Origin of the sequence: Aneurinibacillus sp. REN35 (assembly GCF_041379945.2) — a bacterium.
Classification (GTDB): domain Bacteria; phylum Bacillota; class Bacilli; order Aneurinibacillales; family Aneurinibacillaceae; genus Aneurinibacillus.
This window is the reverse complement of the sequence record NZ_JBFTXJ020000010.1, coordinates 15,406-31,780: the sequence shown is the minus strand read 5'-3', so window position 1 is coordinate 31,780 and position 16,375 is coordinate 15,406. Positions and strand designations below refer to the sequence as shown.

General features: G+C 45.1%; 12 protein-coding genes, 1 pseudogene and 1 riboswitch. Of the genes and pseudogenes, 8 read left to right on the top strand and 5 right to left on the bottom strand.

All coding sequences use genetic code 11. From position 1 onward, the window contains the following. Positions 1-5 precede the first annotated feature (5 nt). From AB3351_RS17010 to AB3351_RS16990, 5 genes are read left to right on the top strand one after another with little or no spacing between them, the layout of a single operon-like run. Positions 6-1,232 (top strand): acyl-CoA dehydrogenase family protein, encoded by a 1,227-nt coding sequence (locus AB3351_RS17010; RefSeq protein ID WP_371148344.1) that lies wholly within the window; start codon positions 6-8, stop codon positions 1,230-1,232. Beyond that, positions 1,192-2,241 (top strand): phosphotransferase family protein, encoded by a 1,050-nt coding sequence (locus AB3351_RS17005; protein WP_371148343.1) that lies wholly within the window; start codon positions 1,192-1,194, stop codon positions 2,239-2,241. Before AB3351_RS17010 ends, AB3351_RS17005 begins: the two co-directional genes overlap by 41 nt. Positions 2,242-2,244: 3 nt before the next feature. Further along, complete coding sequence (locus AB3351_RS17000; RefSeq protein WP_371148342.1) at positions 2,245-3,006, top strand: 2-phosphosulfolactate phosphatase; 762 nt, start codon at positions 2,245-2,247, stop codon at positions 3,004-3,006. A gap of 42 nt (positions 3,007-3,048) precedes the next feature. Beyond that, complete coding sequence (locus tag AB3351_RS16995) at positions 3,049-4,407, top strand: MFS transporter (protein ID WP_371148341.1); 1,359 nt, start codon at positions 3,049-3,051, stop codon at positions 4,405-4,407. Between the two features lie 27 nt (positions 4,408-4,434). After that, positions 4,435-5,640 (top strand): M20 family metallopeptidase, encoded by a 1,206-nt coding sequence (locus tag AB3351_RS16990; protein ID WP_371148340.1) that lies wholly within the window; start codon positions 4,435-4,437, stop codon positions 5,638-5,640. A 132-nt stretch (positions 5,641-5,772) separates the two neighbouring features. On the opposite strand, the gene AB3351_RS16985 is transcribed toward AB3351_RS16990, so the two are convergent. The 3 genes and pseudogenes from AB3351_RS16985 to AB3351_RS16975 form a co-directional block, all read right to left on the bottom strand. Beyond that, positions 5,773-6,963 (bottom strand): beta-ketoacyl synthase N-terminal-like domain-containing protein, encoded by a 1,191-nt coding sequence (locus tag AB3351_RS16985; protein ID WP_371148339.1) that lies wholly within the window; start codon positions 6,961-6,963, stop codon positions 5,773-5,775. 236 nt (positions 6,964-7,199) lie between these two features. Beyond that, positions 7,200-7,694, bottom strand: a pseudogene (locus tag AB3351_RS16980) (ABC transporter substrate-binding protein); the annotation flags it as partial. A gap of 40 nt (positions 7,695-7,734) precedes the next feature. Further along, on the bottom strand, positions 7,735-7,956 hold the full coding sequence (locus AB3351_RS16975; RefSeq protein WP_371148338.1) for an SRPBCC family protein: 222 nt from the start codon (positions 7,954-7,956) through the stop codon (positions 7,735-7,737). Positions 7,957-8,253: 297 nt separating this feature from the next. Between AB3351_RS16975 and AB3351_RS16970 the strand changes: the two genes are divergently transcribed. The 3 genes from AB3351_RS16970 (at position 8,254) to AB3351_RS16960 (ending at position 11,956) form a co-directional block, all read left to right on the top strand. Beyond that, positions 8,254-9,945 carry a methyl-accepting chemotaxis protein gene (locus tag AB3351_RS16970; protein WP_371148337.1) on the top strand — a complete coding sequence of 564 codons (1,692 nt, stop codon included), beginning with the start codon at positions 8,254-8,256 and terminating at the stop codon, positions 9,943-9,945. 186 nt (positions 9,946-10,131) lie between these two features. Beyond that, positions 10,132-10,728: a TetR/AcrR family transcriptional regulator gene (locus AB3351_RS16965; protein ID WP_371148336.1), complete on the top strand. Its 597-nt coding sequence runs from the start codon at positions 10,132-10,134 to the stop codon at positions 10,726-10,728. Positions 10,729-10,762: 34 nt separating this feature from the next. Continuing rightward, positions 10,763-11,956 (top strand): MFS transporter, encoded by a 1,194-nt coding sequence (locus AB3351_RS16960; protein ID WP_371148335.1) that lies wholly within the window; start codon positions 10,763-10,765, stop codon positions 11,954-11,956. Positions 11,957-12,151: 195 nt separating this feature from the next. On the opposite strand, the gene ggt is transcribed toward AB3351_RS16960, so the two are convergent. Both ggt and AB3351_RS16950 read right to left on the bottom strand, forming a co-directional pair. Continuing rightward, positions 12,152-13,813: a gamma-glutamyltransferase gene (gene ggt / locus AB3351_RS16955; RefSeq protein ID WP_371148456.1), complete on the bottom strand. Its 1,662-nt coding sequence runs from the start codon at positions 13,811-13,813 to the stop codon at positions 12,152-12,154. Positions 13,814-13,965: 152 nt separating this feature from the next. Then, positions 13,966-15,714, bottom strand: a complete 1,749-nt coding sequence (locus tag AB3351_RS16950; protein ID WP_371148334.1) for a methyl-accepting chemotaxis protein — start codon at positions 15,712-15,714, stop codon at positions 13,966-13,968. Between the two features lie 156 nt (positions 15,715-15,870). Next, a riboswitch (cyclic di-GMP riboswitch) is annotated at positions 15,871-15,954 on the bottom strand. Positions 15,955-16,375 lie beyond the last annotated feature (421 nt).

Genomic DNA, 16,375 nt, shown 5'->3' with positions numbered 1-16,375 from the left:
TTCAGTTGTTCGACTTTAGTCCAACATCAGAGCAGCAAGACATGATTGATAAAGCTACCGCATTTATGGAGGAATATGTCTATCCGAATGAAAAACATATGGTTCCGCATCGTGGGCTTCCCGAGGATATTTTACGACCGCTGCAGGAACGAATTAAAAGCATGGGGCTCTGGGCAGGTCATCTGCCGAAAGAAGTCGGTGGAATGGGCATGGGATTCGTCTCGCTCGGACTGCTCTCGGAAGTAATTGGCAGAAGCCCTATCGCTCCGTATATCTTTGGCTCGATGGCTCCGGATGCGGGCAATGGTGAAATATTATGGCAGGCCGGATCGCCGGAACAGAAGGAAAAATATCTTCTTCCACTTGCCAATGGAGAGGTGCGTTCCTGCTTTGCGATGACAGAGCCTGAAGTATCCGGCTCCGATCCGACAACGCTTGTGGGGCGGGCTGAACTTGACGGAGACGAATGGGTAATCAATGCACACAAGTGGTTCACAACCGGCGCTCTCGGTGCCTCCTTCTCCATCGTGATGGCCATGACCGATCCGGATGCTCCCCCTCATCAACGGTACAGCATGTTTATCGTAGACGCTGACACTCCCGGCTATGAAATAGCACGAGAGGTGCCTGTCATCGGGGATCATTTCACTGGCGGACATTGTGAAGTACGGTATACAAATTGTCGTATACCAAAAGAAAATCTGCTCGGTCCGCGTGGCCAAGGGTTCGCTTTAGCCCAATTCCGGCTTGGACCCGGTCGTATTACACATGCGATGCGCTGGATTGGCGTAGCAAATCGCAGCTTCGATCTGATGGTTGAATATGCAACAAAACGGGTGACGCGCGGCAAACCGCTATCCGAGTTTCAATCGATTCAGAATTTCATCGCCGACTCGGCGGCAGAAATTGAAGCTTCCCGTCTCATGACGCTGTATGCAGCGTGGAAGATGGATCAAGGCGATCAGGCACGCAAGGAAATCTCAATGATTAAATTCTTCGGCGCCAAAGTACTGCACGATGTCATTGACCGAGCGATCCAAGTGCATGGAGCACTCGGAGTTACCGGCGATACGCCGCTCGAAGGATTCTATCGGGAAGCACGTACAGCGCGCATTTACGATGGGGCTGATGAGGTACACCGTATGGTTGTCGCCAAACAGGTTCTAAAAGCGTTCAAAGGAGGCGCATCTAATGGGCGAAAACAAAGTGAAACCGCCAATCACATCCGTTAAATGGGATGTGATCGAGCACTATATTCGGGAAAACATCCCTAATCTTCCAACGGAGACAATGAAGATTACACCTTTTTCCGCAGGTTATTCCAATTTGACATACCGGATTGCGATCGGAGAATGGAGGGCAGTATTCCGCCGTCCACCCTTTGGCTATATTCCGCCAAAAGCACATGACATGAAGCGAGAATATACCATTTTGCAGAAGCTATACCCTGTCTTTCCCCTTGCACCACAGCCATATGTATACTGCGAGGACCCTGCTGTCTCCGATAAGCACTTTTATATTATGGAGCAAAAGGAAGGGCTCGTGCTTGATGACACGCTACCGCCTGAATATATAGGGAATACCGCCTATGCACATGCCATATCCGACACGGCAGTTCGTACACTTGTTCGCCTGCACAGCATTGATTATGAAGCAGCGGGGCTTGCAGAAATCGGCAAACCGAGCGGATATCTTGAGCGTCAAGTGCATGGCTGGATCAAGCGCTATGACCAGGCTAAAACCGATGACATCGCTGGAGTAGCTGAGCTTGAACAATGGTTGATCCGCCATCTACCTTCTTCGCCCGCGCCGACGATTGTACACAATGATTTTAAGCTCAATAATATGATGTTCTCCCCTAGCAATCCACAGGAAGCTGTCGCCGTATTTGACTGGGAGATGTGTACGATAGGCGATCCGCTGACCGATCTTGGATGTAGTCTCGCATATTGGACGGAAGCAGGTGAGGCAGAGACGGGACTTACCTCTGTTACCATCTATCCAGGGTTCATGACACGGCGGGAGTTCGTCGAACAATACGCAGCCAAAAGCGGACGCGACGTATCGGACATTGCTTATCATCTTACTTTTGCCTTCTATAAAATTGCGGTCGTGCTTCAACAGCTTTATTTCCGCTGGAAGCGCGGTGAAGCCCAGGATGAGCGATTTGCGAACCTTGATATCGGCATACGCAACTTAATGCAACAGGCCCATCTAGCAAAGAGTGGGGAGATGCTGTAGAGAATGAAACGCAAAATCCATGTATTGACGCACAAAGAGGAAGTACAGCCCGAGCGGCTCACACAATGCACCGTTATCGTCATCGATGTACTGCTGGCGACTACTACGATAGCACTTGCGCTCCGACATGGAGCCAAAGAAGTCATCCCGGTGCAAGGTGAAAGCGAAGCAAGGCGGATTCATACTGATCTGGCTGATCCCTCCTCTCTTCTATGCGGGGAGAGTGGAGGATACACAATCGACGGCTTTCACAACCCGAATCCGGCCAGCCTGCTTTCATGCAGCCTGGCAGATCGGCGCTTAATTCTTGCGACGACCAACGGAACCGTAGCCCTTGAAGCCTGCCGTACTGCCAAGAGATTGTATACATCCTCTCTTGTAAACGGAGCGGCTGTCGCCCATTATATTCGAGGCGACACCGAGGAAGGCTCCATCGTCATCGTCTGTTCGGGATCGAATGGACGGTTTGCACTGGAGGATTTTCTTGGGGCCGGAAGCCTTATTTCGCATCTCTTATATGAGAATGAGCAGGAATGGCAGCTATCCGATGCAGCCATAGCGGCTCATGCATTATACACAAGCAATGAAGCTGAACAGCTCGCCGCACTGCTTCAGCGCACGGAAACAGCGCAGCTTCTTCAGACGCTTGGCTATGCTGACGCTATCGAATATGCGGCTCAAGTAGACAGTATTAACGTCGTACCCCGCTGGATACATGGCCGACTCACCAACATGCAGCATACCTATCCGCCGGCATATATGTAAGCGTGAACAGTACTCCATCCCAAGAAAAAGGAGGCGCATCCGATGGGCGCTATTGCAAAAAAAGCGTGGGGCTATCGCCATGTAATTCTTGTCGTTTTGTGGCTGCTCTACATTATTAATTACTTCGACCGTCTGGCTGTTCTAACATTTCTTCCGTTTATTCAAAAGGACCTTAATCTTACACCTGTCGAAGTCGGTCAACTTGCGTCTGTATTCTTCTTCGCCTATTCGCTAGCGCAGGTTACTGCCGGTTTCCTCGCAGACAAAATTGGACCTAAAAAAGTCATGAGCATTGCGATCATTGTATTCACGACAGTGACCGCACTAACCGGAATGGTCAAGTCATTCGGCCAGTTTATCGTCCTGCGACTCGGTCTAGGACTTGGAGAAGGACACCACTTTGCTCCGGCCTGCCGTACCATTAATAACTGGTTTCCAATGGCTGAACGCGGACGCTCCGTCTCCTTCTTCACTACATCATGGGCTGTTGCCCCAGCTATCGTTCCCGTATTAATTACAACCATCTCGTTTTACTTCTTTGGCGGGGAATGGCGCCCTATCTTCTATCTCCTGGCAATTCCGGGAGTCATCGGTATGTTTGTTCTCTGGTATTTCGTAACGGACACACCAAAGGAAATGCTTGATAAGGGACGGCTTAGCACGGAGGAGTATGATCACATTACTGCTAGCGCTCTCCAAGAAGAAAGCACAGAAAATGCAGCAGGTGTGGTTGAAAACAGAAGCGCAGTAACCTTTTTGCGCGACCCGTCCTTCTATCTGTATACCCTGCTACTCTTCTGCCAGTTAGCCGTATACTGGGGAACGACTACATGGCTCACAACTTTTCTTGTACAACAGCACGGCCTCAACATTAAAGACATGGGGCTGTTCGCTTCCGCACCGTATCTCGTCGCCATTGTGGCCATGCTTCTCGGCGGCTGGCTCATGGACAAGGTATGGTATCGAATGAAGCCTGTTGGTGTAATCGCTTACTTAGGAAGCATTCCGGTGCTCTGGATGCTTGGCAGTGTAGAAAAAGGACAGACAGGCATGCTGCTCCTTCTTCTTCTACTGGTTGGATTCTTCGTCAACCTTAACTTCGGCTCGGTATACGCTTATGTACAAAAACGCTATCCGAAGGAAATTGTTGGACGGGCAACCGGCCTAGCCAACGGCATCGGACAGCTCGGCTCGTTTATTTCTCCACTGGTGGCCGGCTATTTGGTCAAGGTAGGGACAGACGGGTCACAGGATTTTGGTAATGTCTTCATCTTTTTCTCCATCTGCTCTATGGTCGCAGCTATCTGCGCACTGTTGCTAAAAGAGCAAAAAAGCATTCCGGTGCTGCCGGTGTTTACGGAGAGAAAGGCAGAGGAAGATGAAGCAGCTAACGCTCGCTAACTCTATCTTATTGAAAGGGTGAGAGGAATGAAAACAACACACACGGATGCCATTCATAAGGCTTGGGAGCTACTAAACGAGGAGGAAGCTGTAGCCTTTCTTCAGGAATTAATTCAAATTAACAGCATCAACCCGCCCGGAATCGAAAAACCGGTCGCCGAAGCGATCGAACGTCGTCTGCAGGCGGCCGGAATTCCAGTCGAGCTCGATGAAGTAGCAGCAAACCGCACCAACCTGTTCGCAAGCCTACCAGCGGATACGGCACATACGAATACCGACGGACGTGTACTGATTTACAGTGGACACTTCGATACAGTTCCTGTAGGAAGCGTGGAGTGGACACATGACCCACTTGGTGCAGATATCGTAGAGAACAAGATGTACGGCAGGGGAACAAGCGATATGAAGGGCGGCGTAGCTGCGATGATTATGGCGATGAAATGCCTGCACCAAGCTAACGTTCCATTGCGAGGAACCCTACGGTTTGTCGGCACAGTCGGAGAGGAGGTGGACTGCTTCGGGGCTAAGCAGGTCACAGCTAAAGGCCAAATCGATGATGCGACAGCGATGGTGATTTCTGAACCGAGTGCCAATGAGTTATTCTGCGCCCATAAAGGTGCGCTGTGGCTAGACATTCGCATCTTCGGCAAGACGGCCCACGGCTCCATGCCCGAACAAGGCGTGAATGCGATCCGTGTGATGAATCAGTTCATCAATGAACTGTCTACATTCTCATTCGATTATGAGCCACATCCGCTGCTTGGTGAACCCACAATGAACATTGGAACGATTCAAGGCGGAGTAAAGACGAATGTCGTACCCGATGCATGCACGATGACGCTTGACATTCGTACAGTGCCGGGGCAAGCTCATGATGTCATTATCGAAGAACTGCAGGCGCTTCTTAAGCAAGTATGTACAACAGCACAGGCAACGTATGAACTCGTAGTTGCCAATGACATGCCTGCGGTAACCACGCCAGAAGATGATGCATTTACACAGCTTGCAGTAAAAACAGGAGAACAACACCTTACACAGCAGCTCACGCCAAAAGGTGTCCGTTATTTTACGGATGGATCGGTTTATGCACCTCATCTCCAGATTCCTGTACTTATCTACGGCCCAGGAGAGCCGACGATGGCACATCAGCCCGATGAATGGATCGAGATCGATAAATATCTTGAATCCATCCGTTATTATATTGCACTTGCTGTAGAATACCTCGATGCCTAATTTTTCACGCTACATAAAAAAGGAACAAGAAAACGCATAGGCGTTACTCTGTTCCTTTTTTATTTCTGCCATTCCTTTACGAGAGTTCTCCGGCTTATTAGGCCTGTCCGTTCTGTATGTATCCATTTACAATCAATATTTAGAAACAAAGAGGGAGGCGTTATTTCCCCCGTATCCGTGCGATGTGATAACTGCGCTCTCTACCTCCGTCTGAATCGTATGATATACAATAGGCAGTTCAGGATAGTCATCTAAAGTCGCATGCACTGTACCGGGAATAAAGCCATGCTGCATGCTGATCAGCGAAGAAACAAGCTGTGCTCCGGCACTTGCACCAAATGTGTGACCCGTGATGCTTTTAATGGACGTAATCGGAATGGAGGAACCAAACAGCTTCATATGATTGGTCGCTTCAATGTTATCGTTTTCCGCCATTCCAAGCGCTTGACTGTTCACATATGTTGGCGCTTTTCCTTCTGTCACACACTTTAGGGTATGGAGCATGTGTTCTCCTTTATTATCCGAGAAAAATATCCCTTTTGCATCATTAGACGTACTTACCCCATCTATCACGCCTAGAATGTCAGCACCTCTTTGCAAAGCAGTAGATTCCCTTTCAAGAACTACTACACTTGCTCCTTCCCCCATCACAAATCCTGCGCTTTTCTTTGAAAAAGGGACGCCCATATGATGGAGTTCCTTGTTTTGTGATAAGCACCTTATCTTTGCAAAAGCATACAATACGGTTTTAGAAAGGGGGGCATCTGCTCCTCCAACAATGCAAGTATCCAGCTCGCCAGCCCGCAAATACATCATCGCGTCCTGTATGGCCTCAATTCCTGCAGCACATCCTGTCGCCACTGTTCTGGTCACTCCATTCACCTGCAACATCTCTGCCACAGAAGAAGCCAGACTATGATAATGTACGACTCCACATCCGCTAACCGGTATATCCTTAAAATTATTCTGCTGCGCAAGAACGACCAATTCATCATAACCTAAGGTACCGCCTACAGCTGTACCCATAAAGATTCCTGTTCGATATGGATCAAGCTTAGGATTTCCCGCCATAAGGGCTGCTTCTTTTACAGCCGCCATTGCCAACAGACTAATCCTTGGGTATCTGCGGTATTTTTTCTCCATGACTTCTTCTAACTTGTCATGCACGACACCGAACGCAATATCTTTTCCCTCTGTTCCTTTTCCTTTAAAAAGCGCAAGCGCACTATTCCCTGTCAACAACGTATCGGTAAAATGTGCTGCATTGTATCCGCCCGGCACTTTGATGCCATAGCCTGTAACTACAATTCTCTCTTTGTCCATCGACTTCATCCCCCATAACATGAAATGGCCATGCATGATGCAAGATAAGATCTAAGAAGCAGGAAATATCGAGTCTTTATCTTTTTATACTAGTAAATATAACCTCTTTTTCTCCCTTTTTATTGATGAAAAAGAACCATTGTTCTAACTATTATAAATTCTATCATTGTATCACATGTGTAACCTCCATAAAAAAACCGCCAGAGCGTTTTTCGCGCCTCGGCGGTCGTATCTTCTTATCTTAATTTCAACCCTTTATCCACTTCTTTTACCATCTCTGAGACAGAAACCAGCCCACCACCGGAGAGATACCAGTAGTTTGCATCTAAGTAGATAATGTTGTTATTTTTGAATGCCTTTGTATTTTTTACAATATCATTCTTAATTGCCTGCTTTGCAGAGGATGTACCACCTACAGCCGCTCCCCGGTCAACAACAAAGAGATAGTCCGGGTTTTTCTCGGCAATATATTCAAAAGAGATGCTTTGGCCGTGCGTTGATACTTCAATATTCTTATCAACAGGTGCTACACCAAATACGTCATGAATGATGCCGAAGCGAGAGTTTGGTCCGTATGCGCTAACCTTTCCTTCATTAGCCAGAACAACCAATGCATTTTTACCGCTTGCCGCTGCCTTCTCGTTCAATTTTTTAATCGAATCATTTATTGCAGTAAGCTCCTGCTCTACAGTAGCCTCTTTACCGAAAATTGTACCAAGCGTTTTTATATTTGCAATGATAATTATTATCATATATATTGTCAACACCTTTTCACCTACTGACACATTCCCCTTCAGCAAGCCGCTTTAATTCCAACGCCCGCCCAATAATAAAGCGCCTCATATACCGCTCTAATAGACCGGATGTTACACCCCCAACGGCCATCTCTTTCGTCCTAGAAACAGTTCTTGTATGAACATCTACATCTCTTGCCAGATCAAAACATAACGCAATAGGTGCTCCAATAAATAGTTCATGATAGATCGTAGGCACGGTTATCTCCTTCTTTGTATAGCTTTTACTTACATCATTTACAATTAACGTAATATTTGTTCGCTTTCACTTACATAAATATCGAACGTTTTTTGTACATTTTTTGTACGTTTTTTAAAATAACAGGAAATATAAGGTAATTAAGTGGTCTGCCGTCCTTTAATATAGTACATTTTTAATAGGTATATATAAATACAACGAAATTTTTCAGGAGGCGATCAAATAAAAGCGAACAAAAAATGAACAAAAAGAAAACAAAATAAGAAAGAGTAACTAGGAGAACGGAGAGAAAAAAATATGAAAATAACGATTCGAAAAAAATTGTTAGGCAGCTTTTTAATCGTACTACTTTTTTTAGGTACATTGGCAGGAACAGGCTATTTCCTTCTATCTACTGTAGATAAAACGTATAACAATCTACTTCATGTTGAAAGCGAAAAAGAAATGCTGATCCTAGAAATGACATCTATAATTAACGAGCAATCCAAAGCGATCCGAGGGTATTTGCTCATCGGGGACGAAACCTCGCTTCAAACATATAAACAAGCCGATCAGGGCTATCGCAAAATAAGCGAAAAAGTTCATACGCTTCTCTCTACAGACAAAGGGAAGCAGCTTGTAGGAGAACTGGATCGCTTAAATGATGACTATGATGCGGTCGTACAAAAACTTATTACGTATAAAAACCAAAATAATACGGCCGCATACCAACAGCTTATCCAAACCAAAGAACGTGAGGTTGCCAATCAGTTTATTGAAAAGGCAGGTGAAACAAAAAAATTCTTCCGGGATTATGTTGATACGACCAGTCAGCAGGTTAATGAACAAGTAGTAAAAATCAAGCGTTTTATACTTATTATTAGTATACTGGCTGCTGTGGTCGGAATCGGGATCGCATTTTTTGTCAGCCGTCTTATTTCTTCTCCCATCATTACTCTTACCCAATCGGCTAAAGAGCTTTCGCTTGGAAACTTGACGATACAAGATGTGCAGGTTAAAAATAGGGACGAGATTGGAGAGCTTGCCCTATCCTTTAACGAAATGAAGCATAATCTTCGCGAGCTTATCAGCAAAATCAGCGCAAGCTCGGAACAAGTAGCCGCTTCATCAGAAGAGCTTTTTGCCAGCTCTGAACAATCCTCTCATGCGACCAATCAAGCTGCCGCCTCGATCGAGGAAGTGGCGGGCGGAGCTGAGAATCAGATGCGTGGTATGGATGAGACCAAACGAGCCGTTGAAGAAAATGCGATCGCCGTGCAACGCATCGCTGAATTAACTTCTGCGATATCAAGCTCAGCCGGTGTAGTGCTTGAAGAAGCACAACAGGGAAATGAAGTGATTGAACGAACCATCAAACAAATGCAAACCATTAGCGTCACAGTTGATGACTCAGCAGCCGTTATCCGTACGTTGGGGGAGAGCTCGCAGGAAATTGGACAAATCGTTGCGGCGATTACTCAGATTGCTGAACAGACCAATCTGCTTTCTCTTAATGCAGCGATTGAAGCAGCACGTGCCGGAGAACATGGCAAGGGCTTTGCTGTAGTTGCAGATGAAGTACGTAAATTAGCTGAGCAATCGAGACAGTCCACCGAACAAATTTCTGTCTTGATCGAAGAAATCCAAAAAAATACATCGCGCGCTGTCTACGTCATGGAAAAAGGAACAAAGGAAGTCGAAAACGGATCCATTGTCGTGAACGAAGCCGGACAAGCATTCCAGCGTATTCTCCTCTCTGTGCAGCAAGCCGCTGGAGAAATGCAAGAGGTCTCAGCAGCCACAGAAGAAGTCTCAGCAAGCACCGAAGAAATTACCGCTACGGTAGAACAATTAGCCCAAGTGTCCGCTGAGATTTCCGGAAGTACACAGTCCGTTGCCGCTTCTGCAGAGGAACAGCTCGCTTCGATGGAGGAGATTACCGCTTCCGCCGATGCACTTAGCCAGCTTGCCCAAGAATTACAACATGAAGTAACGAAATTCAAGTTATAACGATCGTAAAAGGGGCGTCCAAAAGTCAAAAAATCGACTTTCTGGACAGCCCCTTTTTGTAATGCGTATCTTATTGCACTGTACAGAGAGTACAAGCATTGACAATGTATCACCGTTTCCTCTAAAATAGTAAAGAAATTGACTTGTTAGTCAATCAAAAATTGTAATGAATAAGGAAGATACACGATGGCACCGAAAAGTGATGAGCAATATAAAAAGATTCGGGATAAGCGGTATGAAGAACTCAGTAATGCTGCCCTAAAAATCTTTAGCAGTAAAGGATTTGCAGCAACAAAAATCAGTGATATTACCTCGTCCGTAAACCTAAGTCACGGCTTGTTTTATCACTACTTTCAATCCAAGGAAGATATTTATATTTCCTTGATTATGAACGTATTGGATATGTTTACTGAAGCAGTGAATGATATCGAGCGACGGGATGGTACGCCGTGGGAGAAGCTTACATGGCTTACGGAACGAACCTTTTCAGCATCATTAGAAGAAGGACTGTATCGCCATATATTGGTCATTCAAGCATTTCAATCCGAGTCCATTCCTCTTGAAATAAAAAAGGCAATGAGTGAAAAATATCAAGCGGCAATGCAGGGAATCAGCCGCATCATTGCTGCAGGACAACGGGATGGTGTATTTGTAGAGGATGATCCAATGGAGCTGGCCATTTACTACCTTTCCCTTAGTCATGGACTCACATTATGGAATGTAAAAGGATTTGCACCGATTACTGTTTCGGTTGAAAAAGTAATGCGCCACTTAAAGGCGTAGATGTAAAGAAAGTAGAGTGGTTTCTATCAATAAAATGCTCAAGCCAACAATCATCTCAATTTCAATGGCAACCGTGATGGCTGGAGCCGCTATTTCACCTGCTCTCGGGTTGATTGCCAAAGCGTTTCCTGATGCAGACCCAGTTATTATCAAACTGATCTTAACTGCACCATCTCTTATGATTATTCCCTTCTCGTTTTTGGCAAGCTTTCTCACAAGCAAAATAAGAAAGCGCACCATTGTGCTTACCGGCTTATTGATCTATCTGATCGGTGGAGTCGGCGCACAGTTTGTTAACTCCATCGAAGCCATGCTGGCCTTCCGCCTCCTATTAGGTGTAGGCGTTGGTCTGGTTATGCCGCTGTCCATGTCCTTAATCAGCGACTACTTCTCAGGAAAAGAACGGGCCAAAATGATGGGCTACAATGCTGCTTTTAGCAACTTTGGCGGCATTGTCACCATGATGTTCGCCGGTTTTCTTGCAGGCTACGGCTGGCGTGTCCCTTTTAATGTTTACTTTATGGGACTTGTCATCATGGTTCTGGTGTATTTCTTTTTACCTAAAGACAAGGTACAAAAAGCAAAAAGCGATGGACCAAAACAGAAAATCGCACTTCCTGTATACGGGTATGCCCTCGCTATGGGCGGAGTTATGCTTGCCTATTATTCCATCGCAACCAATATGGCGCTCTATCTCGAACAGAGTCACTTAGGTGGCGCCGGACTCGCCGGTTCCGTCATTTCCTTTACAACCGTTGGTGGTATGATTACAAGCTTACTACTTGTACGCTTGCAGGAAGTATTCAAGAAATTCATCATACCGATCATGCTATTCAGCATGGGTATTGCGTTTACAATCTTATCGTTCACACATGCCGTTCCGCTTATTATTGTCAGTGTTTGTCTCGTCGGATTTGGGCAAGGGGTACTCTTTCCCCTGCTGACCCTCAAAGCAATGGACTACGTCGCACCGCATCAAAGTGATCGGGCGGTAGCCATTACATCGAGCTGTACATTTATCGGTCAGTTTCTCTCGCCAATCGTACTTGATAGCATGGGCAAACTATTCCACACTTCGTCCATACGTTTCCAATACGGAGTACTTGCTGCTTGCTTGCTGCTAATCTTTACAACCATTCTGTTTTTCATGTTCAATCGCTCCCGTTCGACTGCAATGAGTAACAAAACTAGCACTGGCAACGCAACAGACAATCAACCTGTCGGCTAACAGTTTCTTCATTACAAAAAAATGCATAACAACCAGTAAGCAAAGAAAGAGGCTGTCCGAAAAGGGCAAATTCCCTCCAATTTAAAAATCAAGAACACTGATATATCAACGTTCTTGAACATAAAAAGGGGCGTCCAAAAGTCAAAAAATCGACTTTCTGGACAGCCCCTTTTCTTACATATTTATATACAATGATTAATATCCGACGGCAGCGCCATCTCCACGCGGATCTGCACCACCGTATTTAATATTCGTTACAGGGTCAATTAAAATCGCACCAGCATGTCCCATTGTGTCCGAGTAGTCTGGGAACACATTGACAGGGTGACCACGCTTGATTAATTCTTTTGTAACGTCAGCAGGTACGCGTCCTTCGATTTTCATATCGTTGGATACTGCCCCCCATGTACGCCCATGCAGCCATCTTGGTGCTTCTAGCGCATCTTGTACACTGAAGCCGTAATCGACAATTCTTGTTACGATTGCGGCCTGCGTCTGAGGCTGTCCTTCTCCACCCATCGTTCCATATACCAGATACGGCTTTCCGTTTTTCATCAGCATAGCAGGATTCAATGTATGGAATGTGCGCTTTTTCGGCTCAAGGTGATTTACTTTTGCTTTATCTAATGAGAAGAAACTTCCTCTGTTTTGCAGGACAACACCTGTATCTTTTGGAATAACCGCTGAACCAAACTCATGGTAAATACTTTGAATGATCGATACAGCATTTCCTTCTTTATCAACAACACCTAACCATACTGTATCGCCTTTTGGATCAAGGGGTTTTACATCCATTGCTGCCTTCTTCATATCAATACGTTCTGCTAATGCTTTTCCGTGCTCTTTTGATAACAGCTTGTCAAGCGGGATATCACTGAACTCTGGATCTGTTAAGTATTTATCACGGTCAGCAAACGCCTGCTTAATCGACTCAATCATTACATGATAATAATCAGCCGTACCTTCACCTATTTTTTTCATATCATAGTTGTTTAGGATATTTAGGATCTCTAATGAAGCCATGCCCTGCGTATTCGGTGGAAGGTTATATGCTTGATAGCCACGGTAATTTACCGTAATCGGTTTTACCCAATCAGCACGATGATCAGCAAAGTCTTTTGCTGTCAATAATCCGCCGTTTGCCTGTAGATCGGCAACGATTTTTTTCGCGATTTCACCTTTATAAAAACCGTTTGCTCCTTGGTTGGCTATCACTTGCAATGTGTTACCCAAATCCGGCTGCTTGAACAGCTCGCCTTCTTTATACGGCTCCCCATTAGCTTTCAGGTAGGTTTTTACGAAGCCTTCAAAACGCTGCAGATTGCGGAACTCTTTATCCTTTTCATCCAGGCTCATTTTTGTGTTTTTCTCCTGGCTTTGCGTTACAGGGAATCCGTTTTTCGCATAATGAATGGAGGAATCTAGCAGCTTATTCCAAGGGACGCTATGGCCCATGCTTTTTTTAGCATAATCATAAGCCTCTTGCCATCCTGATACCGCACCTGGCACGGTATTAGCAGCTAAATAACCACGCGCTGGAATCGTGTTATAGCCTTTGTTTTTATAGAAATCAATGGTGGCTTTTTCACCTGAACGACCGCTTGCATTCAGGGCTTTGAGTTCGCCCGTCTTTGCATTATAGATCAGCCAGAAATTATCGCCGCCGATGCTGTTCATATGTGGATATACAACTGCCAGCGTAGAAGCCGCCGCAATCGCACCGTCCACCGCATTCCCGCCCTCTTGTAATACCTTGATTGCTGCTTGAGAAGCGAGATAATGCGGAGTTGTTACCATACCGCCAGAACCCATTGTTGTCGGTCGATTTGCTGCGAGAGCACTAAAGGAAGTAAACATAAATAACACAACTGCCAATGTAGCCCCTACTGAAGCTCTTACAATTCGATTCATCTTCTTTCCCCTTTTACTTGAAGATTTTTGTATCATAAAGCAACTGCCTAAACTGATCTACTCCGCAGCATCACCTCCCTTACAATGCTCATCTGGGCTTATACGGTGAAACGCTTTGTCATATCATCTAGACTATTTGCCTGGTGAGCCAATGTCTCTGTTGCGGCATGAATTTCCTTCGCCATCGCATTCTGTTCTTCAATTAATGCAGCTACGTTTTGTGTGCTCGCATTCGTCTGCTCATTAAAAGCCCCAAGCTCGGTTACAGAGCTAGAAATGTCCTGAGCCCCTTTGTTTACCTCTTGGATGGATCGATTGACATTCTCGATTCCCTGTGCCACTTGATTTACAAATGATAGAATCTGATCAAAGCCTTGACCGGCCTCTTTAACCACTTCCGTTCCTTCTAGCACAGCTTCACTGCTGATCCGAACCGTCTCTCTACTTCTTTCTGATTCCTCGATAATGCTGCCGATAATACTTTTGATTTCTTCTGCTGATTTTGCGGACTGCTCAGCCAATTTGCGAACCTCTTCTGCTACAACGGCGAAGCCTTTACCATGTTCACCCGCACGAGCTGCTTCAATGGCAGCATTCAGTGCAAGCAAGTTTGTTTGTGAAGAAATATCTGTAATGACAGTGACAAAATTGCTGATTTCTTTTGTACGCTGATTAAGCAGCGTAATGACTTCCTGGATCTCTTGCACAGAATCCTTGATCGATCCCATTTGCTTAATCGTTCCTTGAATGTTTTCCTTTCCGTCTATACTGGCCTCTCTTGCTTTGACTGCCATGCTATTAACAGATGCCATATTATGCGATGTATCCTCGAAGCTCGCTGCAAGCTCCTCCATATAGCTGGAGAGATTTTGCAGAGTATCAGATTGCTGCTCCGATCCTTGTGATACGTCTTCTACAGAAGAGGCAATCTCTGTTGAGGCGCTCTTTAATTGATGTGCTCCCTCAGCTAGATGATCGGCAGAGTTTTTCACAAAACGAGAGGATTCTTTAACCTGGGAAAGTACCTCGGAAATCTTATCAATGGTTTCATTGAGGGCTTGTCCCATCTGTCCAAGCTCATCCCGCTCATCTCCTGCAACCCTTGTGGTGAAGTCACCTTGACCCATACACTCCATCACAGTTTTAACCCGATTGATCCGCTTCGTGATACTTGATGCAATTAACAGGGACACCGTCGTTACCAGCACCAGGCCTACAAGAAGCATATAGATTGTGATTTCCTTACTCTCTTGTGTTTTTTCATAGAAATTATCGTAATAGGAGCCCATTACAATAACCCAGTCCCATTCCTTAAAATAGCGAAGATATGCGATCTTCTCACGCGGTTCTGTTTCACCCGGGTTCTTCCATAAGAATGTGTAATAGCCTTCTTTTTGGTTGTACATATCACGGTTTGCATTTACACCTAATTCATTAGGCTGATCCTTGATTTGCCCCTCAAAATTCTTCGGGTGCATCACAGCACGAATCTCTTTATTGTAGGCAAAGAAATAGTCGCCATCGCCAATGCGCGGCAAATTGGTTGGCGTCTTCCTTGTTCCGTCCGGTTGCTTCTCCCCAGCTATCGCTATTCGGAACTTTTCCTGCGCTTCTTCCTGTGTGATCTTTCCCGCCTTTGCCTCGTTATTCAACGTCTCGGCCAGAATGTACGCATTATCAACTAAGGATTTTAAATGCCCTTTGTTTGATTCAATCATCGCGTCTTTTGAAAAGTAGAAATTAATGACGCCAAGAGCAATCAAAGGGATTAACGAGACAGCAAGAAATGATCCAAGCAATTTTGTCTTAATCGATGGTGTAGCTAGCTTTCCCAACCACTTTTTCATTGAAAACCCTCCAGTAATGACCTTACAATTTTTGGAGCATAGTACAGTCCTTCTTGCAAAGTCGTATGAGTCACTATGATAGTTAGACAAGTTGTATGAAAACAGCACAAAAAAGGCTATAAAAATGGGATAGCCTTGTCGAAAAACGTTGCGGAGTTCGGTAACCCAGCCATCATAGTCATTGACCTTAGATCTGTGGTTTTGCGAGCACATTTTTCAATGTGGGTGCCGTTTCGTTCGACATCATACGATATTAAGTTTTAAAACAACCCATGACACGACATACTTAGACACTACAACAAAAGATCCGAAAAAATGAATGTTTTACTTTAAATGTAAAAATATCTGGTGATATTATACTAATCGGTCAATAAAACACTATTCTTTATACCTATTTTGATATTTTTTTCTTTTTTTTAGAATTTTTTTCTAAGTTTCTTTGTCGAATACATTTGAAAACGCTTACGCATATATCTACATTTCATGACAGTGTTCGACAGCGGTAAAACAAGCACTTCTTATTTAAGTGAAATCACAGGTATGCTCTGTCGAATGGAATTACACTATGCACGTCCTACTTACGCACTTGTAAAAGCAGATTAAAAAACTTCTGACAGACTGAACTGTAACTCGAATGATGAACACTTTAAAAAAAGTCCCT